Origin of the sequence: Streptomyces rectiverticillatus (genome assembly GCF_013394065.1) — a bacterium.
GTDB classification, from domain to species: domain Bacteria; phylum Actinomycetota; class Actinomycetes; order Streptomycetales; family Streptomycetaceae; genus Streptomyces; species Streptomyces rectiverticillatus.
In genome coordinates this window covers 5,283,405-5,303,611 of record NZ_CP040752.1, presented here as the reverse complement: position 1 = coordinate 5,303,611, position 20,207 = coordinate 5,283,405, and the positions used below count along the sequence as shown (strand labels likewise).

23 protein-coding genes are annotated in these 20,207 nt (G+C 72.7%); 6 read left to right on the top strand and 17 right to left on the bottom strand.

Going from position 1 to position 20,207, the window contains the following annotated elements:
• Positions 1-52: 52 nt before the first annotated feature.
• Both FGW37_RS23355 and FGW37_RS23350 read right to left on the bottom strand, forming a co-directional pair.
• Positions 53-259 carry a hypothetical protein gene (locus FGW37_RS23355; RefSeq protein ID WP_030369319.1) on the bottom strand — a complete coding sequence of 69 codons (207 nt, stop codon included), beginning with the start codon at positions 257-259 and terminating at the stop codon, positions 53-55.
• Between the two features lie 423 nt (positions 260-682).
• Positions 683-964 carry an acylphosphatase gene (locus FGW37_RS23350; RefSeq protein WP_179082832.1) on the bottom strand — a complete coding sequence of 94 codons (282 nt, stop codon included), beginning with the start codon at positions 962-964 and terminating at the stop codon, positions 683-685.
• 309 nt (positions 965-1,273) lie between these two features.
• Between FGW37_RS23350 and FGW37_RS23345 the strand changes: the two genes are divergently transcribed.
• Positions 1,274-2,188 carry a CAP domain-containing protein gene (locus FGW37_RS23345; RefSeq protein WP_246430516.1) on the top strand — a complete coding sequence of 305 codons (915 nt, stop codon included), beginning with the start codon at positions 1,274-1,276 and terminating at the stop codon, positions 2,186-2,188.
• A gap of 69 nt (positions 2,189-2,257) precedes the next feature.
• Here FGW37_RS23345 and FGW37_RS23340 read toward each other — a convergent pair whose 3' ends face one another.
• The gene (locus FGW37_RS23340; protein ID WP_179082830.1) at positions 2,258-2,854 is read right to left on the bottom strand and encodes a flavodoxin family protein; all 597 of its coding nucleotides are present in this window, start codon (positions 2,852-2,854) and stop codon (positions 2,258-2,260) included.
• 133 nt (positions 2,855-2,987) lie between these two features.
• On the opposite strand from FGW37_RS23340, the gene FGW37_RS23335 reads away from it, so the two are divergent.
• Complete coding sequence (locus tag FGW37_RS23335) at positions 2,988-3,362, top strand: winged helix-turn-helix transcriptional regulator (RefSeq protein ID WP_179082829.1); 375 nt, start codon at positions 2,988-2,990, stop codon at positions 3,360-3,362.
• Positions 3,363-3,399: 37 nt separating this feature from the next.
• On the opposite strand, the gene mutM is transcribed toward FGW37_RS23335, so the two are convergent.
• The 9 genes from mutM to FGW37_RS23290 form a co-directional block, all read right to left on the bottom strand.
• Positions 3,400-4,287 carry a bifunctional DNA-formamidopyrimidine glycosylase/DNA-(apurinic or apyrimidinic site) lyase gene (gene mutM, locus FGW37_RS23330; protein WP_179082828.1) on the bottom strand — a complete coding sequence of 296 codons (888 nt, stop codon included), beginning with the start codon at positions 4,285-4,287 and terminating at the stop codon, positions 3,400-3,402.
• Between the two features lie 204 nt (positions 4,288-4,491).
• On the bottom strand, positions 4,492-5,349 hold the full coding sequence (gene rnc / locus FGW37_RS23325) for a ribonuclease III (RefSeq protein ID WP_179082827.1): 858 nt from the start codon (positions 5,347-5,349) through the stop codon (positions 4,492-4,494).
• Between the two features lie 19 nt (positions 5,350-5,368).
• Positions 5,369-5,542, bottom strand: coding sequence for a 50S ribosomal protein L32 (gene rpmF, locus FGW37_RS23320; protein ID WP_015657589.1), 174 nt, complete (start codon positions 5,540-5,542; stop codon positions 5,369-5,371).
• 2 nt (positions 5,543-5,544) lie between these two features.
• A complete protein-coding gene (locus FGW37_RS23315) occupies positions 5,545-6,141 on the bottom strand; it encodes a YceD family protein (RefSeq protein ID WP_179082826.1) in 597 nt (198 codons plus the stop codon).
• Positions 6,142-6,330: 189 nt separating this feature from the next.
• Entirely contained in the window at positions 6,331-7,485 is a 1,155-nt protein-coding gene (locus FGW37_RS23310; RefSeq protein WP_179082825.1) for a F0F1 ATP synthase subunit B, read from the bottom strand.
• Between the two features lie 96 nt (positions 7,486-7,581).
• Positions 7,582-8,061: a pantetheine-phosphate adenylyltransferase gene (coaD, locus tag FGW37_RS23305; RefSeq protein WP_179082824.1), complete on the bottom strand. Its 480-nt coding sequence runs from the start codon at positions 8,059-8,061 to the stop codon at positions 7,582-7,584.
• Between the two features lie 26 nt (positions 8,062-8,087).
• The gene (gene rsmD, locus FGW37_RS23300; RefSeq protein ID WP_179082823.1) at positions 8,088-8,687 is read right to left on the bottom strand and encodes a 16S rRNA (guanine(966)-N(2))-methyltransferase RsmD; all 600 of its coding nucleotides are present in this window, start codon (positions 8,685-8,687) and stop codon (positions 8,088-8,090) included.
• A 186-nt stretch (positions 8,688-8,873) separates the two neighbouring features.
• Positions 8,874-11,153 (bottom strand): ATP-dependent DNA helicase RecG, encoded by a 2,280-nt coding sequence (gene recG, locus FGW37_RS23295; RefSeq protein WP_179082822.1) that lies wholly within the window; start codon positions 11,151-11,153, stop codon positions 8,874-8,876.
• Between the two features lie 72 nt (positions 11,154-11,225).
• Complete coding sequence (locus FGW37_RS23290) at positions 11,226-12,947, bottom strand: DAK2 domain-containing protein (protein WP_179082821.1); 1,722 nt, start codon at positions 12,945-12,947, stop codon at positions 11,226-11,228.
• Positions 12,948-13,268: 321 nt separating this feature from the next.
• On the opposite strand from FGW37_RS23290, the gene rpmB reads away from it, so the two are divergent.
• Positions 13,269-13,454 (top strand): 50S ribosomal protein L28, encoded by a 186-nt coding sequence (rpmB, locus tag FGW37_RS23285; RefSeq protein ID WP_078660562.1) that lies wholly within the window; start codon positions 13,269-13,271, stop codon positions 13,452-13,454.
• A 188-nt stretch (positions 13,455-13,642) separates the two neighbouring features.
• On the opposite strand, the gene thiD is transcribed toward rpmB, so the two are convergent.
• Together thiD and FGW37_RS23275 are read right to left on the bottom strand one after the other, a co-directional pair.
• Positions 13,643-14,434 carry a bifunctional hydroxymethylpyrimidine kinase/phosphomethylpyrimidine kinase gene (gene thiD, locus FGW37_RS23280; RefSeq protein ID WP_179082820.1) on the bottom strand — a complete coding sequence of 264 codons (792 nt, stop codon included), beginning with the start codon at positions 14,432-14,434 and terminating at the stop codon, positions 13,643-13,645.
• A 10-nt stretch (positions 14,435-14,444) separates the two neighbouring features.
• Entirely contained in the window at positions 14,445-15,458 is a 1,014-nt protein-coding gene (locus FGW37_RS23275; protein WP_179082819.1) for a thiamine-phosphate kinase, read from the bottom strand.
• A 137-nt stretch (positions 15,459-15,595) separates the two neighbouring features.
• Between FGW37_RS23275 and FGW37_RS23270 the strand changes: the two genes are divergently transcribed.
• Complete coding sequence (locus FGW37_RS23270) at positions 15,596-15,829, top strand: Lrp/AsnC family transcriptional regulator (RefSeq protein ID WP_030369306.1); 234 nt, start codon at positions 15,596-15,598, stop codon at positions 15,827-15,829.
• A gap of 20 nt (positions 15,830-15,849) precedes the next feature.
• The gene (locus tag FGW37_RS23265) at positions 15,850-16,359 is read left to right on the top strand and encodes a DUF3515 domain-containing protein (RefSeq protein ID WP_179082818.1); all 510 of its coding nucleotides are present in this window, start codon (positions 15,850-15,852) and stop codon (positions 16,357-16,359) included.
• Here the strand turns inward: FGW37_RS23265 and FGW37_RS23260 are convergent.
• Genes FGW37_RS23260 through FGW37_RS23250 form a run of 3 tightly spaced genes read right to left on the bottom strand, consistent with a single transcriptional unit; the run spans position 16,356 to position 19,286 of the window.
• Positions 16,356-17,504, bottom strand: coding sequence for a D-alanine--D-alanine ligase family protein (locus FGW37_RS23260; RefSeq protein ID WP_179082817.1), 1,149 nt, complete (start codon positions 17,502-17,504; stop codon positions 16,356-16,358). The two genes, FGW37_RS23265 and FGW37_RS23260, sit on opposite strands and share 4 nt — an antisense overlap.
• 34 nt (positions 17,505-17,538) lie before the next feature.
• On the bottom strand, positions 17,539-18,540 hold the full coding sequence (locus FGW37_RS23255) for an NAD(P)H-dependent glycerol-3-phosphate dehydrogenase (RefSeq protein WP_179082816.1): 1,002 nt from the start codon (positions 18,538-18,540) through the stop codon (positions 17,539-17,541).
• A complete protein-coding gene (locus FGW37_RS23250) occupies positions 18,537-19,286 on the bottom strand; it encodes a lysophospholipid acyltransferase family protein (RefSeq protein ID WP_179082815.1) in 750 nt (249 codons plus the stop codon). Before FGW37_RS23250 ends, FGW37_RS23255 begins: the two co-directional genes overlap by 4 nt.
• A 140-nt stretch (positions 19,287-19,426) precedes the next feature.
• Here FGW37_RS23250 and cofC point away from each other — a divergent pair, with 140 nt between their 5' ends.
• A complete protein-coding gene (gene cofC / locus FGW37_RS23245) occupies positions 19,427-20,206 on the top strand; it encodes a 2-phospho-L-lactate guanylyltransferase (protein ID WP_425506582.1) in 780 nt (259 codons plus the stop codon).
• The last annotated feature ends 1 nt before the right edge of the window (position 20,207 follow it).

Here is a 20,207-nt window from a genome sequence, read left to right as displayed (position 1 = left end):
TCTCAAGCGGCTGACAGTGCAGCCCGACCGGCCCCCGGGGCAGGGCCTCTGGTCAGGCGAGCGCAGGCTCCGCCTTGGAAACGTCGATGCTGTCGAGCAGCGAGTCGCCGTGGTGAGCGGCGGCAGACAGCGCGTCATTCTCGGCCTGCATCCGGATGAGCTCGGATTCGAGGTCCTGGACACGCTGCTGAAGCCGTCGCATCTCGGCGAGGACTCGGGGGTCGGAGCCGCCGACGTAACCGAGAAGCGCCTTTGCCATGATGGATGGTCCTCCACACTGAGTGACCGACCGAAGCGGTGTGGGTCGTGAGGGATTCGCACCCGCGGTGTCTGCCATCGCTACTGCAGTGCTCAATGCCAAACAGCTAAGGTGCGCGGGGCTTCCAGAGTCTCACCAAAAAGTTTGACGGTCAACACGATCACACCCCGTATCCGCGGGCGTCCCGGGGGGCGCGGCGGTCAATGCGCGGCGCCGACACGGCCGGGGCCCGAAGGGGCGTGGAGATCATCCGTTGCCTCGCAGCCTTCCACGCCGGGACCGTCTTGGCAACCATCAGGGAATTTCTCTCCCGCGCATATGCCAAAGGCATATCACTAAGGTCATCGTGACCCTCGGCCCCCGTTCTTCACGGCCCCCGCGCACGCACTCCCGGACGATTTCCCGTTTTCCGAACCGTTATGGTCAGCGGATCTCGAACCCGTCATAACCGCCCCGCGGGGCACCCCAGATCTCGGTGACCCCTTCCACCCGCCCGGGCGTGTCGCCCGCCCGCAGCCAATCGAGCAGAAGTTCGCACCCCTCGCGCGGGCCCTCCGCCACGACCTGGACCCGGCCGTCGGCCAGATTCGACGCGAAGCCGGCGAGTGCTCCGATGCGCAAAGCGTTCTCCCGCGTGAACCACCGGAAGCCGACACCTTGCACATGTCCACGGACCCACGCCGTGAGACGGACATTCTCGTTCATGTCTGCACGCTAACCGGCCAATTGCATAATCAGCACTTCGACCCCTCGTCTATTGCCGTACAGTCGCCGCTCGATAGGTCTCCCCTCCCCGTACGAGTGACGCACACCGAGCCGAACACGTAAGGAAGGCAGCGGATGGGTCGCCACCGACGCTCTGCCCCCAGGACCGCAGGCAGCCCCGTCCCCGCTCCCCCGCAGGCCGGGAGGACGAGCGGCGCCTCCGCCCCGCACCCCTCCGACGATCCCGGCGCCACGGCCGGGGAATGGCCCCCCGATCCCCGGCGGCCGCGTGCCCGGCCGAAGGCCCCGGTGCGTACGGGGCTGCTGGGTGCGTCCGCCGCCATGGCCATGGGCGTGGTCGCGATGACCTCCGGCCTGTTCTCCGGCGGGGGCACCCTCCAGCTCGGCAACGACGGCCACGGCGGCGGGCAGGTGCGGACCGAAGAGCCGCCCGTCACCGAGTTCACGCGGCCCGACGCAGGGTCGTCCGGCCGTGGCCAGTCGCACGTGAGCCGCAACGCCGAACGGCCTCCCGCACCGCATGGGGACACCGCAGTGCCCGTCGGCGCTTCCTCCCCGTCCGGCCCGTCGGCAGCACCTGCCGATGCGGCTCCGGGGTCGCAGGGAACCGGCGATACACCCGGCGAAGGGGGTACGGGGCCGGGCGGCGGCTCCGGCGACGCGCAGGCCGCCGACGCTCCGGGCCGGGAAGGTGCAGCTCCGGCGCCCCATGCCCAAGCTCAAGCCCAGGCGCAAGCCCAGGCCCAGGCCCAGGGGCGGACCCGGGTCGCCGACCACGCACAGCCTGCCGGACAGGAACAGCAGACGGCCGATCAGGCTTCTCTGTACCCGTCGGTGGCGCGGCAGTTGCTCGTCCTGGTCAATCAGGAGCGGGCCAAGGCGGGCCTCCGGCCTCTGAAGGCCAGCGCCCGGCTGACGGGGCTCGCGCAGGCGTTCAGCGACGACATGGCGCGGCGTGGATTCTTCAACCACACGGACCCGGACGGCCGCACGCCCTGGGACCGGGCCGCCAGGCACGGCATCCGGAACCTCGGCGGGGAGAACATCGCCCGCGGCCACCCGGACGCCCGCGCCGTGATGGACGCCTGGATGCACAGCGCAGGCCACCGGGCGAACATCCTCAACCGCGACTACCGCACCCTGGGCATCGGGCTGAACACCAGCGCGAGCGGCCCCTGGTGGACGCAGGACTTCGGTTACTGACCGCCGCACGGTGCGCGGCGAGGCCCGCCCCATGCGGCGTCTGACGCCTCGTGGGGGCGATCCGGCGGATCAGAGTGCGGCGCGGCCGGCGACCGCGACCCGGGCGGCCTCGGCCACCCGCGCGCCGAGGTGCTCGGCGGTCAGGATGTCCGCCTTGTGGACGCCCTCGGTGCCCTGGTCGGCGTTGCTCTGCGCCGCTGCGCCGAGGAAGAACCCGAGACGGTTGAGGTCGTTCTCGGAGGCCACCGAGCTGTTCCAGCCGGGCAGCAGGCCGAGGCCCACCCAGTGCATGCCGTGCTGCGCGCCCAGGAGCGAGAGGTACTGCAGGGTGGCGAGCTTGTCGCCGCTCTTGGAGGCGGAGTTGGTGAACCCCGCGGCGATCTTGTCCTGCCAGGCTCGGTCGGCCCAGCGGCCGGAGGTCTGCTGGGCGAAGGCGTGGAAGGCGGCGCTGGCGGTGCCCATGTACGTGGGCGAGCCGAAGACGATCGCGTCGGAGGCGTCGAGCTGCGCCCACTCGGCGTCCGTCATCTCGTCGACCTTGACCAGGTGAACGGTCGCGCCGGTGTCGGCGGCGCCGTCGCGGACGGCCTCGGCGAGGACGGCAGTGTGGCCGAAGCCGGAGTGGTAGGCGACGGAGACGACGGGCTGGGGCAGGGCGGCGGTCATGGGGGCCTCCAATGGGCGAGTGCATGCCGGGCGGCACAGCGGTGTGTGCCGAGCGGCACGACCAGAAGGAAAGCACTAACTTTTCGAAAGCGCAATCCAGGCGTTAGCGCTGTGCGGGAGTATGCTTGCGGCCATGGACCCGGACCTCCCCTTCGACGTGTTCGCCCGTTCCTGCCCCTCGCGCGGCACCCTGGAGCACGTCACGGGGCGATGGGGCGGGCTGACGGTCGTGGCCCTGTACGAGTGCACGCTGCGCTTCAACGAGCTGCGCCGCAGGGTCGACGGTGTGAGCGAGAAGATGCTGTCCCAGACGCTGCACGCGCTGGAGCGCGACGGCCTGGTGCACCGGGAGGCACAGCCGACCAACCCGCCCCGCGTGGACTACGCGCTCACGCCGCTGGGCCAGGACGTCGCTGACCGCCTCATGGGACTGATCGGACTGCTGGAAGAGCGCATGCCGGAGATCCTCGCGGCCCAGGAGACGTACGACGCGGAGCGCGGGGCGTAAGAGGGCGTCCTGGGGTGCTGCCCGGCGCGGGAAACGGCTACGCGGCGCGCGGGCGCGGGGGGCGCTGGCAGCGCGGGCAGAAGTAGCTGGAACGGTTCATCCAGGGGCGGCGGCGCATGGCCGTACCGCAGCGGCGGCACGGCTCGTCCTCGCGCCCGTACGCGTCCAGCGAGCGGTCGAAGTAGCCGGACTCGCCGTTCACGTTGACGTAGAGGCTGTCGAAGCTGGTGCCGCCGACGGCGAGAGCCTCGTTCATGACCTCGCGGATGTGCGTGAGCAGCTCGGCGCTGCGCGGCCTGGTCAGGGTCGCGGTGGGCCGGTCGTAGTGCAGCCGGGAGCGCCACAGCGCCTCGTCGGCGTAGATGTTGCCGACCCCGCTGATGAGCGACTGGTCGAGCAGGGCCCGCTTGAGCGTCGTACGGCGCCGGCGCAGCGCGGCGTGGAAGGCCTCGTCGTCGAAGGCGGGGTCGAGCGGGTCGCGGGCGATGTGCGCGATGACGTCGGGGAGCCCCTCGGGGTCGCCGGGCACCGTGTCGTGCAGGGAGAGCCCGCCGAAGGTGCGCTGGTCGACGAAGCGCAGCTCCGTGCCGGCGGTGTCGTCGAACCGGATGCGGATGCGCAGGTGCTTCTCGTCGGGGGCCTCGTGCGGCTGGACGAGGAGCTGGCCGCTCATGCCGAGGTGGGCGAGGATCGCCCGGTCGGGGGTCGTGGGGCCTTCCGTCTCCAGCGGCAGCCAGAGGTACTTGCCGCGCCGCCGGGCCACGCCGAGGCGGCGGCCGGCCAGCTGGGCGGCGAAGTCCTCGGGGCCGGCGAGGTGGCGCCGGATCGCCCGGGGGTGCAGCACCTGGACGTCGGCCACGGTGCGGCCGCAGGCCCACTGCGCCAGCCCGCGCCGGACGACCTCGACCTCGGGCAGTTCGGGCACGGTGCTCCTCCGGGAAGGGCTCGCGGGCGCCGCCCGGATGTGGCGGACCCCGCGGATGCTGCGGTCGATGCTTCGATACTGCGGTGCTGCGGTGCTGCGTGCTGCGGCGCCTTGGCACCGGCACTGCGCGGCGCGCGCCGGCACGGTCGCCGAACGCCGGGCGCCCCTGGAGTCAGGGCCGCCCGGCGTTCGGGGACGTGTGCGTCAGGATGCGGCGTCGGCCTCGGTCGTCTCGACCCCGGCCTGCTCCGCGGCTTCGGCCTTTGCGGCCTCCGCCTTGTCCACGGCTTCGGCCTTCTGTGCAGCCTCGGCCTTTGCGGCGGCGGCTGCGCGAGCCTCCGCCGCGTCGTGGATGGCGCGCCAGGCGGCTTCCGCCGCCTGCTGCTCCGCTTCCTTCTTGCTGCGGCCGGTGCCGGTGCCGTACGCGACACCACCGACGCGGGCAGCAGCCGTGAAGGTCTTCTCGTGGTCGGGACCGGTCTCGGAGACCAGGTACTCGGGCACGCCGAGCCCCTCCGTCGCGGTCAGCTCCTGGAGGCTGGTCTTCCAGTCCAGGCCGGCGCCGAGGTTCGAGGACTTCTCGATCAGCGGATCGAAGAGCCGGTGAACCAGCTCGGCAGCAGCCTCGAGACCCTGGTCGAGATAGACCGCACCGATCACCGCTTCCAGGGTGTCCGCGAGGATGGACGCCTTGTTGCGGCCGCCCGTGCCCTCTTCACCGCGGCCGAGCCGGATGAAGGAGCCGAGGTCGAGCCCACGGCCCACCTCCGCCAGTGCACGGGAGTTGACCACCGCGGCCCGCAGCTTGGCCAGCTGGCCCTCGGGCAGGTCGGGGTGGATGCGGTAGAGCGTGTCCGTGACCACGAGGCCCAGGACGGAGTCCCCGAGGAACTCCAGGCGCTCGTTGGTCGGCAGGCCGCCGTTCTCGTACGCGTAGGAACGGTGGGTCAGCGCACGCACCAGAAGGGCGGTCTCGAGTCTGTACCCGAGCCGCCCTTCCAGAAGCGTGTGAGACGAGGCCGTGTCCGCCGGCGCCCTCTTCGGCGTAGTGGCGTCTGACATGGAGCCTGTCACCCGCCGATCAGACCTCGAGGACCTGGCGCTTGTTGTAGGTGCCGCAGCTCGGGCACGCGATGTGCTGCTGCTTCGGCTCGTGGCAGCGCTCGCACGCCACCAGGGGGGTGACCGCAGCCTTCCACTGCGACCGGCGGTGGCGCGTGTTGCTGCGCGACATCTTCCGCTTCGGAACAGCCACGGCTACTTCTCCTGTGAGTCATCCCCGACGGAGCGGGGTGCGTTGTCCTTCTCGCCGTCCTGGTCGGAACCGGCGAGTCCCTGCAGTGCCGCCCAACGAATGTCGACGGTCTCGTGATGGTGGTCCGGGTCGTCCGCCAGCCGCGCTCCGCACTCGGAGCACAGGCCGGGGCAGTCGTCCTGGCACACCGGCTGCAGCGGCAGTGCGAGCACCACCGCGTCGCGCAGCACGGGTTCGAGGTCGAGCAAGTCGGCCTCGAGAAAGAGCATGTCCTCTTCGTCTTCCTCGGCGTCGTCGCCGGTATCCGCGGGGCGGCTCCGGTCATCGGCGTCGGGGTAGGAGTACATCTCCTGGAAGTCCACTTCGAGCTCACGCTCGAGCGGCTCCAGACACCTTACGCACTCCCCGGTGAGCGGTGCACGGGCGGTGCCTGTGACAAGCACCCCTTCCATGACCGACTCCAGTCGGAGGTCGAGCTCGACGGTCGCGCCCTCGGCCACGGAGATGACCTCGATACCGAGGTGATCGGGGGCCGGGACGGAGCGGGAGACCCTCTTCAGCGCACCGGGACGCCGACCCAGCTCGCGTGTGTCGAACACGAGAGGGGAACGGTGATCGAGGCGGGCGTTCAGGGCTTCCTGCTTTCTACGCTGCGGTGACGGCGGCCCGGAGCCGTATGCGGTGACGCATGCGATGAGGGCAGCCGAGATCGCGAATGCACACGCGACCGAAGAGCCAGGATACTGGACGGGTCGCCGTAGACCCAATCGGCCGTCGTACGGCGCCGGTCAGCGGCCCTGTTCGTAACGGCGGAGCTGCTCCAGGTCGATCATCGACGTGTCGAAGAGGCTCGTCTCGTCCAGCGTTCCGCCCGCCTGGGGCCGGTCCTGTGCGGACCGGTCCGGTGCGGGCTGATGCTGAGCGGGCTGTTGCTGCTGGGGCACGTAGCCGCCGCCCTGGGCGCCGTAGCCCTCGCCCGGGGCCGGAGCAGGCCAGGCGTAGGGGTCGGCCTGGTGGTAGCCGCCTTGGACCGCGTACGGGTCGGCCTGCTGCCCGTGGGAGCCGTCCGCCTCGTACTGCTGCTGGTAGACGTACGGGTCGGCTCCGTAGCCCTGCGGCTCGTAGTAGCCGTCGTAGCCCGCGTGGGGCGCTGCATGGGGCGCTGCATGGGGCGCGGTGGCGGGCTCCGGGGCGGCCTGCGCCTGGGGCACGGCCAGGCCCGCGAGGAAGTCGGCGTCGCTGGTGGGGCGGGCGGCGTGGAAGCCGTCCTGGGCGGCCATGTGGGCACCCAGCTCGTCGGCCGGGCGGACGCCGAGGAGCTTTTCGCGGCCGCGGCCGACCGCCTCCAGCGTCTTGCTCAGGACCGCCGAGACGGCGCCGAGCTTCGCGTCGACGTAGGCGTCGGCCTGCTGACGCTGGACGCGGGGGTCGGAGCTGGGCTCCGGGGCGTCCCCGGCGCCCCCGTCTGCGTACTGCCCCCCGTGACCGCCGTCCCCGTCCGCGCGGCCCAGCAGCTTCTCGCGGCCCCGGCCGACGGAGCCGATGGTCTTGGTGAGGACGACCTCGAAGTTGGCGAGCTTGCTGTCGACGTAGTCGTCGGCTTCGGCGCGGATCTCCTCGGCCTGCCGGCGGGCCTCGGCGAGGATCCGGTCGGCCTCCTCCTGGGACTGCCGGGCGACCTCGGTGTCGGAGATCAGCGATCCGCGGTGGGCGCGCGCGGACTCGATGATCCGCTCGGCCTCCTCACGGGCCTGGGCGACCAGCTGCTCGCGGTCGCCGATGAGCTCCTGCGCGCGGGCGAGCGAGCCGGGCAGTCCGGCGCGGAGCTCCTCGAGCAGGGCGAGCAGCTCGGCGCGGTTGACCACGCAGGAGGCGGACATCGGCATGGACCGGGCGCCGGTGACGGTCGTGACGATCTCGTCGAGCTTCTTCTGGACGTCCACCTGGCGCTCGCCACTTTCTTCTGCCGGACGACACGAACGGGGTCGACTGTACGGGCAGTCGGCCTCCGCCCGACAGCTGCCGGGAGGGGCGGGGTGTCAGCGCTCGCCGAGCCGTTCGGTGAGTGCTTCCAGCACCAGCGGCGGGACCAGGTGGGAGACGTCGCCGCCCCAGGCAGCGACCTCCTTGACCAGGCTGGACGACAGGAAGCTGTACGTCGGGTTGGTCGGGACGAACAGGGTCTCGACGCCCGAGAGCCCGTTGTTCATCTGGGCCATCTGCAGCTCGTAGTCGAAGTCGCTGACCGCCCGCAGGCCCTTGACGATGGCGGGGATGTCGCGCTGCTTGCAGAAGTCGACGAGGAGGCCGTGGAAGGACTCCACCTGCACGTTGCCGTACTCGGCGGTGACCTGGCGGAGCAGGTCTATCCGCTCGTCGACCGTGAACAGGCCCTTCTTCGACTGGTTGATCATCACTGCGACGTGGACGACGTCGTACAGCCTGGAAGCGCGGGCGATGATGTCGAGGTGTCCATTGGTGACGGGGTCGAACGACCCCGGACAGACGGCGCGGCGCAACGGTGTCTCCTCGCTCTCCGGTCCATTCATGACGCGCGGGGAGAAGTCTCTTCGGCGCACGTCGAGGCGGCGCGACCGTACCAAAGCGTCCCCTCGCCGTAGCGACGGGCCCTCAGTGCCTGGAAACCGTCCGGCCAGGGGAATTCCCCGCCTCTGGTGCTGCGCTCCACGGTGACCAGCGCCTCGTCCGCAAGCCACCCCCCGGCACGGAGTGTGAGGAGAATCTCGCGGAGCGCCTCGTCGGTGACGGCGTAGGGCGGGTCGAGGAAGACCACGTCGTAGGGGGCCGCGGGGGGCGGGCCCGCCGCGATCTGCTCGGCCTTGCCGGAGCGGACCTCGGCTCCGGGCAGCCCGAGCGTGCGGACGTTCTCGCGGATGGTGCGCGTCGCGCGGGCGTCGGCCTCCACCAGCAGGACGTGCGCGGCGCCGCGTGAGAGCGCCTCCAGGCCGACCGCGCCCGAGCCCCCGTACAGGTCCAGGACGCGGGTGCCGTGGAGGGTGCCCAGCAGGGACTCCAGGGTGGAGAACAGGCCCTCGCGCGCCCGGTCGGAGGTCGGGCGGGTGCCGGTGCCGGGCGGCACGGCCAGGCGGCGTCCGCCGGCGATGCCGGCGATCACGCGGGTCATGGGGTCCTCGGTCCTTCGCGACGGTGTGCGGTGTGTGGTGTGGAGGTCTGACGGGTGCGGCGGGGCTGCGACAGGCCTGACGGCCGGCCGGGGCGCCGCCCCTTCAGCCTAGGGCGTCGGAGCCCGCCGGGCGCCTCCGCGGTGGCCTCCGGCGCGGGCGCCCGCCCCGTGGCCGGACGGACGCGCTCAGCCCTTGTCCAGGTACTGCTCCCGCTCCTCGTCCAGCAGGGCGTCCAGCGCGGTGCGCAGGTCGGGCAGCGCCTCCAGCTCGGGGTCGGCGGCGACGACGGCCGCGGCCTCCTCCCGGGCGGCTGCGATGACCTCCTCGTCGTCGATGACGGTGAGCATGCGCAGGGACGAGCGGACGCCCGACTGGGCCTGGCCGAGGACGTCGCCCTCGCGGCGCTGTTCGAGGTCGATGCGGGAGAGCTCGAAGCCGTCCAGGGTGCCGGCGACGGCGGCGAGGCGGGCGCGGGACGGGCTCGCCTCCGGGGCGTCGGTGACCAGCAGGCACAGGCCCGGGGCCGAGCCGCGCCCCACGCGGCCGCGCAGCTGGTGGAGCTGGGAGACGCCGAACCGGTCCGCGTCCATGATCACCATGACGGTGGAGTTGGGCACGTTCACGCCGACCTCGATGACGGTCGTGGCCACCAGGACGTCCACCTCGCCGGCGGCGAAGCGGCGCATCACGTCGTCCTTGGCGTCGGGCTGCATGCGGCCGTGCAGCACCTCCACGCGCAGCCCGCTCAGGGGGCCCTTGGCGAGCTGCGCGGCGACGTCCAGGACGGCGAGGGGCGGGCGCCGCTCGCCGTCGCCCTGCGCCGCGGCCTGCCCGGCCTCGTCTCCCGTCCCGTCCTTGGAGGCGCTCTTGACGGCGCTCTTCGCGGCGCCCTTCACGGGCGTCCCGGCTTCGCCCTCCTCGGCCAGGTCGTCGCCGATGCGGGGGCAGACCACGTAGGCCTGGTGGCCGCCCTCGATCTCCTCGCGCACGCGCTCCCAGGTGCGCGCCAGGAAGTGGGGCTTGTCCTTGGCGGGCACCACGTGGGTGGCGATGGGCGAGCGGCCGGCCGGCAGCTGGTCAAGGACGGAGGTCTCCAGGTCGCCGAAGACGGTCATGGCGACGGTCCGCGGGATCGGGGTCGCGGTCATCACCAGGAGGTGCGGCGGTTGCTTCCCCTTGGAGCGCAGGGCGTCGCGCTGCTCGACGCCGAAGCGGTGCTGCTCGTCGACCACGACCAGGCCGAGGTCGTGGAACTGCACCTTGTCCTCGATGAGGGCGTGGGTGCCGATGACGATGCCGGCCTCGCCCGTGACGAGGTCGAGCAGCGCCTGCCGCCGGGCGGCCGTCCCCATGGAGCCGGTGAGCAGCACGACCTTGGTGCCCTGCTCGGCGCCGCCGAGCATGCCGCCCTCGGCCAGCTCGCCCATCATCTCGGTGACCGACCGGTGGTGCTGCTGGGCGAGCACTTCGGTGGGGGCGAGCATGGCGGCCTGGCCGCCGGCGTCGACGACGCCGAGCATGGCGCGCAGGGCCACCATGGTTTTACCCGATCCGACCTCTCCCTGCAGGAGGCGGTGCATGGGGTGCTCGGTGGCCAGGTCGTCGAAGATCTCCGCGGAGACGGTGCGCTGGCCCTCGGTGAGCGTGAAGGGCAGCTTGGCGTCGAAAGCGTCGAGGATGCCGCCCGCCACGGGCTTTCGGGCCACGGCCGGCAGCTGGGAGTCGGCGTGCCGGCGACGGGCGAGGGCGACCTGGAGGACGAACGCCTCGTCCCACTTCAGGCGTGCCCTGGCGTCCTCGATGTCGGCCTTGGTGCGGGGCCGGTGGACCTTGCGGAAGGCGTCGGGGAGCTCGGCCAGGCCTCGGCCGTCGCGCAGCGAGGGGGGCAGCGGGTCGGTGAGGCCCTGCCACTGCTCGGCCTCGAACAGGTCCAGCAGGGTGTCGACGGCCTTGGTGAGCTTCCAGGACTGGAACTGCTTGCAGGCGGGGTAGATCGGCAGGAGGCGGCCGGCGAAGGCCTCTGCGGCGTCGGCCCCGCTGTCGCGGTCCAGGAGCTCGTAGTCGGGGTGGAGGAGCTGGCGGGTGCGGTTGAAGACCGAGACCTTGCCGGCGAACATGCCGCGGCGGCCGGGGATCAGCTCCTTCTCCCGCGCATAGGCGCCGCGGCCGAAGAAGACGAGGGTCAGGGAGCCGCTGCCGTCGGTGACGACGACCTCCAGGCGGACGCCCTTTCCGTGGTTGAACGTCTTCATGGCGGCCTTGGCGACCTGGGCGACGACGGTGACGTGCTCGTCCAGCGGCAGGTCGGCCAGGCGCGTCAGCTCACCGCGCTCGGCGTAGCGACGCGGGTAGTGGTGCAGCAGATCGCCGGCCGTGTGCAGGTCGAGGTGCTCGGCCATCACCTTCGCGGTGCTGCCGCCGAGGATCTTCTTCAAGGGTTCGTAAAGCGCTGGCACGCGTCCCATTGCACACCACGGCACTGACAGACGGTGTCATTCGGTGCCCGTCCGATGTCTCGTTCGGCGTCTCGTTCGACGTCACTCGATGCCGATGAGCAGCGGCGGCGACTGCTGTCCGCCCCGGTAGACCACCGTGTCGACGGCGAGGTGGCCGCCCCGTACGTGCCGCTCCAGGCGGTCGGCTACGGCGTCGGGGACGTCCGCGCCGAGGACGAGGGTGACCATTTCGCCGCCCGCGGCCAGCATGCGGTCCAGGACGGTCGCGGCGGTGGCGGCGAGGTCGGAGCCGATGACGGCCACGTCGCCGTCGATGAGGCCGAGCACGTCGCCCGCCTGGCAGACGCCGGCCATGGTCCAGGCCTGCCGTTCGGCGACGGCGAGCTCGGCGTAGCGGGTGGCTCCGGCGGCGGAGGTCATCGCGACGACGTCCTCGTCGAAGCGGCGTGCGGGCTCGTGGACGGCGAGCGCGGCGATGCCCTGGACGGCGGCGCGGGTCGGGATGAGGGCGACGCGGACGCCCGCGGCGCGGGCCTGCTCGGCCGCGGCGGCCGCGGTGTGCTGCAGTTCGGGGTCGTTGGGGAGCAGGACGACCTCGCGGGCGTTGGCGCGCCGGATGGCGTCGACGAGCTCTCCGCTGGCGGGGGGCTCCCCGGGGCGGGCCGCGACGACGGTGGCGCCGGCGTCCGTGCACAGCCCGGCAAGCCCTTCGCCGGGGACGACCGCGACGACGGCGCGCCGGGCGGGCTCGCGGGTGCGGCCGGGGTCGCCTGCCGGGGCTGCGGCGGCTGCTTCTGCGGCGGCTCCGGCGAAGTGGGTGATGCGGATGCGGTGGGGGCGCCCCGCTTCGATGCCGGCCTCGACGGCGGCTCCGGCGTCGTCCACGTGGACGTGGACGTTCCACAGGCCGTCGCCGCCGACGACGACGAGGGAGTCGCCGAGGGCGTCGAGCCGGGTGCGCAGGCGGGGGACGGCGGTGTCGTCGGCGTCCAGGAGGTAGATGACCTCGAAGGCGGGCGAGGTGCCGCCGGGGGCGGTGGCGGGGCAGGGCGCGGGGCCGTGTGCCGGTGCGGCGGGCTGCGGCGGTACGGGGGCGGGGCGCGTCCACGCGCGCGTGCCGCGCGGGAGGGCCTCCCCGGACAGGGCCCTGGCGAGCGCGCCGATCACCTCCACGAGGCCGAGGCCGCCGGCGTCGACGACTCCGGCCCGGCCGAGGGCGTCGAGCTGGCCGGGGGTCATCGCGAGGGCGGAGCGGGCCGCCTCGTCTGCGGCGCGGGCCACGGCGGCGCAGTCGCCCCGCGCCGCTGCGGCGGCGTCGGCGGCGGCCGCGGCGACGGTGAGGATGGTGCCCTCGACGGGGCGGGCGACGCCTTCGTACGCGGATTCCACGGCCCGCCGCAGGGCGCGCCGCAGCAGCTCGGCGTCGTCGGCGGGGCGCCCCGTGCGGGAGGGGGCGGGGCGCGGCTCCCCGCCCCCCGCCAGGACCTCCGCCATGCCGCGCAGGAGCTGGGCCAGGATCGTGCCGGAGTTGCCGCGGGCGCCTATGAGGGCGCCGTGGGCCATGGCGCGGACGGCGTCGGGGAGCGTGGGGCGGGAGGCGGGGCCCGTGGTGGCGTGGCCGTCGAAGACGGCGTCGACGGCCCTGGCGGCGGATTCGGCGGTCAGGTACAGGTTCGTGCCGGTGTCGCCGTCCGGGACGGGATAGACGTTGATGGCGTCGATCTCCTCGCGGGCCCGCCCCAGGGCGTCGAGAGCCAGTGCGCACCAGGTGCGTACCGCGGAGGCGTCCAGCGGGTGCGGCACGTGTGTCCTCCTCGGACTCCCGGGGGCGGTGGAGCGGTGATCGCAGACTAGTCCCGGGGCACGGCCCGGAGGGAGGGCGGGCGGTCGGCCGGGGGGGACGGGGGGACGGGACAGGTCAGACAGGTCGGACAGGTCACAGCCCGGGCAGCCATGGTAGTTTCGTCGAACGGGAGCAGCCGTTGTATGCTGCTCCGGTTGCCTGATGAGAATCAGGCCATCCCCCTGGTAATGCCGGTCACTACAGATTTCGGCACGCAGGGATTTTCCGTACGTGCCTGTCGTCTCCGCGTGAGCGGGGGTGACCCGTCTTTGGAGTAACCCGTGGCTGCCAACTGCGACGTCTGCGGCAAGGGGCCGGGCTTCGGCAACGCTATTTCGCACTCGCACCGCCGTACCCCCCGCCGTTGGAACCCCAACATCCAGCGGGTGCGTGCTGTGGTCGGTGGGACGCCGAAGCGGCTCAACGTCTGCACCTCGTGCATCAAGGCCGACAAGGTCTCGCGCTAAGCGAGTGCTGTCCCCCGCGCGAGCGGGGGCGAGCCGGTCTCGCTGTGACGTCTCACGTCGTGGCGCTGCCCATCTGGTTGCCTTGAAAGCCGGTCCACCTCACGGTGGGCCGGCTTCTTGCCGTATCTGCTCGCGGCACGCTTGCCGGGGCCCCGCCCCATGCGCTTAAGGGGGCCCCGCCCCATGCTCTAAGAACGCCACCGCCATGCGTGGTCGACCGGCCCGATGCCGTCCCCCAGGGGGAAGCCGGCCGCGATGGCGCCGGTGACGTAGTCCTTGGCGGCCGCCACCGCTTCCGGCACCGTGTGCCCCTTGGCGAGCCCGGAGGCGATGGCGCTCGCCAGCGTGCACCCCGTCCCGTGCGTGTGCCGGTTGTCGTGGCGCGGGGCCCGCAGCCAGTGCTCCTCGGCGCCGTCCGTGAGGAGGTCCAGTGCGTCCCCCTCCAGGTGCCCGCCCTTGATGAGCGCCCACCGGGGCCCGTACGCGAGGACGGCGTCCGCCGCACGGCGCATGCCGTCCTCCGAGGCGACCCGCAGGCCCGTGAGCCACGCGACCTCGTCGAGGTTGGGGGTGGCGACGGTGGCCGCGGGCAGCAGCTTCGTGCGGACCGCGTCCAGGGCGGAGGCGGCGAGCAGGGCGTCGCCGTGCTTGGAGATGCCCACCGGGTCCACGACCACGGGGGCGGCGGTGCCCGCCAGGAGCTCGGCGACGGTCCGCACGAGCTCCTCCGAGGCGAGCATGCCGGTCTTCACGGCCTGGACGCCGATGTCGTCGACGACGCTGCGGTACTGGGCCCGTACGGCCTCCGCGGGCAGCTCCCAGGCCCCCTGCACGCCGCGGGAGTTCTGTGCGGTCACCGCCGTGACCACGCTCATGCCGTGCACGCCGAGGGCGAGCATGGTCTTGAGGTCGGCCTGGATGCCCGCACCGCCGCCGGAGTCGGATCCGGCGACGGTCAGTACGCGTGGGGGTATCGGCATGGGGCCGAATCTACAGCGCCGCCCCGTGCGGCCCGTGGGGCCCCGCCCCGTGCTGCTCCCCCGGCTCCAGCTCCCCGAAGTGGTCCCACCCGCCGGCCTTGTCCCACGGGGCCCCGTCCACGGTGACCTGGGGCAGGGCGGAGGGGCTGACGACCTCGCCGATGACCTTCCAGCGGGCGGGCAGCTTCACGTCCGGCGGGAACGTCGCGACGATCGCGTGGTCCTCTCCCCCGGTCAGCACCCACTGCAGCGGGTCGACGCCGACGGCCTGGCCGATGTCCGACATCTGGGTGGGCACGTCGATGGCCGCCGTGTGCAGGTCGATGCGGACCTTGCTGGCCTCGGCGATGTGGCCGAGGTCGGCGATGAGGCCGTCGCTGACGTCCGTCATCGCGGTGGCGCCGAGACCCGCCGCCGCGGGGCCCGCGTGGTACGGCGGTTCGGGGCGCCGGTGGGCCTCGACGAAGGCGCGGGGCGAGCGGAAGCCGCGGACGAGCACCGCGAGTCCGGCCGCGGACCAGCCCAGCCACCCGGTGACCGCGACGATGTCCCCGGGCTGTGCGCCGGAGCGGGTGACCGGCTCGTGGTTGCGCAGGTCACCGAGGGCCGTGATGGCGACGGTGATGATCTCGCCGCGCACCACGTCGCCGCCGACGACCGCCGCACCGGCGACCTGGCACTCGTCGCGGATGCCGTCCATCAGCTCGGTCGGCCAGGTGGCGGGGAGTTCGGCGGGGACGACCAGGCCGAGCAGGATCGCGGTCGGCACCGCGCCCATCGCCGCGATGTCGGCGAGGTTCTGCGCGGCGGCCTTGCGCCCGACGTCGTAGGCGGTCGACCAGTCGCGGCGGAAGTGCCGCCCCTCCAGGAGCACATCCGTACTGGCCACGACCCTCCGGTCGGGCGCAGCCACCACCGCGGCGTCGTCACCCGGCCCGAGCCGGACCGCAGGGGTGGTGGTGAGCCGGGAAGTAAGCTCTCTGATGAGCCCGAACTCCCCCAACTCGCCCACGGTGCCTTTCACTGAGCTCCTCCTAGGAGTATCGGTTGTGACATACGCCGCGCCGCGCAGGCAGCGCGGGTCTCCCCGCGCCGTGCGGCGACGCGGTACCGTGGCGTCTCTTCTCCCCACATGATCCTCGTAGCCGCCCTGGAGGTTCCGTGGTACAGGCGTACATCCTGATCCAGACCGAGGTCGGCAAGGCGTCGACCGTGGCCGAAGTCATCTCGAAGATCTCGGGGGTGATCCAGGCCGAGGACGTGACCGGTCCGTACGACGTGATCGTGCGCGCCCAGGCCGAGACCGTGGACGAGCTCGGCCGCATGGTGGTGGCCAGGATCCAGGCAGTGGAGGGCATCACCCGCACACTGACCTGCCCGGTCGTCCATCTCTAGCTCCCCCGTATGCTCGCCCGGTGAAGTCTTCCCTCCGCCGGCCCTTCGGCCTGTCCGCTGTCGTCGTGCTGTGCGCGGCCGCCGGCTGCTCGCCGTCGGGCGGCGCGGAGGGTCCCGCGGTCGCGGTCCCCACGCCGTCGGCGCGGGCGGCCGGGCTCTGCCGGGCCCTGCACAAGGAGCTGCCGAAGACCGTGGACGGGAAGCAGCGGCGCACCGCCGGCCCCGTCTCGGACTTCACCGCCGTGTGGGGTGATCCCGCGATCGCCCTGCGCTGCGGGGTGGAGCGTCCCGAGATCATCAAGCCCGGTTCCGAACACTACAACCCCGCCGCGGACTCGGTGGAGATCGACGGTGTGGACTGGCTGCCGGAGCGGCGGCCGGACGGCAGCGTCCGCTGCACGACCACCCTGCGGGAGGCGTTCGTGGAGGTGACGCTGCCGAGGAAGGTCGTCGGCGAGGCCGGCGATCTCGGTGCGCTCACCGATCTCGCCGGCGCCGTCGCGAAGACGATCCCGGTGGGGGTCGTCTAGCGCAGGCCCGTGGGCCGGCGCAGCGCCGCCTGGATGAGGCGGTCGATCAGCTCGGTGTAGCCGACGCCGCTCTCCTGCCACATGCGGGGGTACATGGAGATCGGCGTGAAGCCCGGCAGGGTGTTGATCTCGTTGATGACGAACTCGCCGTCCTCGGTGAGGAAGAAGTCCGCGCGCACGAGGCCCTCGCACGAGGCGGCGTCGAAGGCCTGCACGGCGAGCTCCTGCACCTTCGCCGTCTCCTGCGGCGTCAGCGGCGCGGGGACGAGACCGGTGGCGGAGTCGATGTACTTCGCCTCGAAGTCGTAGAAGTCGTGGGCGGTGACCGGGGGGATCTCGGCGGGGACGCTGGCGCGCGGCCCGTCCTCGAACTCCAGGACGCCGCACTCGATCTCCCGGCCCCGCAGCAGCGACTCGACCAGGATCTTCGGGTCGTGGCGGCGCGCCTCGGCCACGGCCTCGTCCAGGCCGGAGACGTCGTCGACCTTGGTGATGCCCATGGAGGAGCCGGCGCGGGCGGGCTTGATGAAGACGGGCCAGCCGTGCTCGCCGGCGAAGTCGACGATCTTCTTCCGGGCGGCGGCCGGGTCGGTGTCCCACTCGCGGGGGCGGACGACCTCGTACGGGCCGACGGGCAGGCCGAAGGAGACGAAGACGCGCTTCATGTACTCCTTGTCCTGGCCGACGGCCGAGGCGAGCACTCCGGCGCCCACGTAGGGGATGCCGGAGAGCTCCAGCATGCCCTGGAGGGTGCCGTCCTCCCCGTAGGGGCCGTGCAGGACGGGGAAGACCACGTCGACCTCGCCCAGCGCCTTGGGCATCGTGCCCGGCTCCGTGTAGACGAGCTCGCGGTCGGAGGGGTCGACCGGCAGGACGACGGAGCCGTCGGGCGACTGGGCGAGCTGCGCGACGCTCGGCAGCGCGCGGTCGGCGATGGCCATCCGCTCGGGGTCGTCGGCGGTGAGGGCCCAACGGCCGTCCGTGGTGATGCCGATCGGCAGCACGTCGTACTTCGTGCGGTCGATGGCGCGCAGCACGGCGCCGGCGGTGACCACGGAAATGGCGTGCTCGGAACTGCGGCCGCCGAAGACGACCGCCACACGCGGCTTCCGGCCAGGGCTCTGGGGGGTGATCTCGCTGCTCATATCGCGACGAGACTACCTCGTGGTGCGGGCGGCGTCAGTGCCGCTCGGCCTTGGCGCTGCGCGACATCAGCTCCTTGAGGGCCACCAGCGGCGGCTTGCCCTCGTGCACGATCTCCACCACGGTCTCCGTGATCGGCATGTCGACTCCGTGGCGCCGCGCCAGATCCAGGACCGACTCGCAGGACTTGACGCCCTCGGCGGTCTGCTTGGTGACCGCGATGGTCTCCGAAAGGGTCATGCCGCGGCCGAGGCTCGCGCCAAAAGTGCGGTTACGGGAGAGCGGGGAGGCGCAGGTGGCGACGAGGTCCCCCATGCCGGCGAGGCCGGCGAAGGTGTGCGCGTCGGCGCCCATGGCCAGGCCCAGCCGGGTGGTCTCGGCCAGGCCGCGGGTGATGAGGGAGGCCTTGGCGTTGTCGCCGAGCCCCATGCCGTCGGCGATGCCGACGGCGAGGGCGATGACGTTCTTGACGGCGCCGCCGAGCTCGCAGCCGACCACGTCGGTGTTGGTGTACGGGCGGAAGTAGGCGGTGTGGCAGGCGGCCTGGAGGCGCTTGGCCACGGACTCGTCGCGGCAGGCGACGACGGCGGCGGCGGGCTGCCGCGCGGCGATCTCCTTGGCGAGGTTGGGGCCGGTCAGGACGGCCACCTGGTCGGCGGAGACCTTGGCGACCTCCTCGATGACCTCGCTCATGCGCTTGGCGGTGCCCAGCTCGACGCCCTTCATCAGGGAGACGAGGACGGTGTCCGCGGGCAGCAGGGGCGCCCACGCGGCGAGGTTGCCGCGCAGCGTCTGGGAGGGCACCGCGAGAACGGTGAATTCGGCGCCCCGTGCGGCTTCGGCGGGGTCGGTGGTGGCCCGCACGGAGCGCGGGAGCTCGACGCCCGGGAGGTAGTCGGGGTTGGTGCGGGTGGTGTTGACGGCCTCCACGAGGGCGGCGCGCCGCCCCCACATGGTGACCTCGCAGCCGGCGTCCGCGAGGACCATGGCGAAGGCGGTCCCCCAGGAACCGGTGCCGTAGACGGCGCAGCGCGTCACTTCTCGTCCTCCTGGGCCTTGCGGCGGGCCGCGGCGCGGGCCTTCTTCGGGTTGTACGGCTCGGCGGGGGCCGGCTCGCCGCGCAGTTCGGCGAGGAGGGCGGTGATGGAGGCCATGATGTCGTCGGTCGCGGCGCGCAGGACGTCCGCGGTGGGCTCCTTGTCGTAGTACGCGGAGAGGTCGACGGGCGGGCCGGCCATCACCTTGAGCGTCTTGCGGGGGAAGAGCCGGAGCTTGTTCTCCTTGGCGTACGGCGGCATGGCCTCGTTGGCGCCCCACTGGGCGACCGGGATGACCGGTGCGCGGGTGAGGAGCGCGACGCGGGCGGCGCCGGTCTTGCCCTCCATGGGCCACATGCCGGGGTCGCGGGTGAGGGTGCCCTCGGGGTAGAAGGCCACGCACTCGCCCTTGTTGATGGCCTCGACGGCGGCCTTGAAGGCGGCTGCGGCGTCGGCCGACTCCCGGTAGACGGGGATCTGCCCCGTGCCGCGCAGGACGGCGCCGACGAAGCTGCCCTTGAACAGGGCGGCCTTGGCCAGGAAGCGGGGGACGCGCCCGGTGTTGTACTGGTAGTGGGCGTAGGAGAGCGGGTCGAGATACGAGTTGTGGTTGACGGCGGTAATAAAACCGCCGTCGGCAGGAATGTGCTCCATTCCCCGCCAGTCCCGCTTGAACAGAACCACGAGCGGCGGTTTAGCCAACACCGCCGTAAAGCGGTACCAGAAGCCGATTCTGTGGCGGGACACTCGGACACCCTTCTCTTGGGACCTTGGAGCTGTGCTGAACCCGGAGGCCGCACAAGTGTCGCCCCAGGTCCCCGGTCTGTCGAGAACACCGTAACCCCGCGCTCCGCGGGCGGCTGCGGCAGCGGGTGACAATGAGGCGGATGCGAAGAGAGGGGGCGGATGTGGTCTGGACGCTGGTGGTGCCGGTGAAGCCGCTGGCCCTGGCCAAGAGCCGTCTCGGCACCGGGCCCGGGGAGGGGCCCCGTGCCGCGCTCGCGCTGGCGTTCGCCGTGGACACCGTGGCCGCGGCACTGGCCTGTGCGGCGGTACGGGATGTGGTGGTCGTCACGGACGATCCGCTGGCCGGGGCCGAGCTCACCGCCCTCGGGGCGCGCGTCCTGGCCGAACCCGGGGGGCCGGGCGGCCTGAACGGCGCCCTTGCGCACGGGGCGCGCACCGTACGGGCCGGGCGGGCGGGCGCCGCCGTGGCGACCCTGAACGCGGACCTTCCCGCCCTGCGCCCGGCGGAACTGGGCCGGGTCCTCGATTCCGCGACGGAATTCCCCCGCGCATTTCTCGCGGACGCGGCGGGAATCGGAACGACACTGCTGGCGGCGGCGCCGGGAATGGAATTGGCGCCGGCGTTCGAAGGACATTCGCGCGCCCGGCACCGGGACTCGGGGGCGCGGGAGATCGGGCTGACCGGGGTGGATTCCGTGCGCCGGGACGTGGACACGGAGGCGGATTTGCGGGCCGCCCTGGCCCTGGGCGTGGGGCCCCGTACGGCCGCCCTTGTGGGCGCCCCCGCGGAGCCGGGCGGCGGGGGCCGCAGGGGCACGGTGCGGCCGCCCCGTGCGGGCGGCGCGCAACCGCACGGGGCGGCCGGCGCGCAACCGCACGGGGCGGCCGCGGCGGAACGCTCCGCCCCGCGCGCCGACTAGG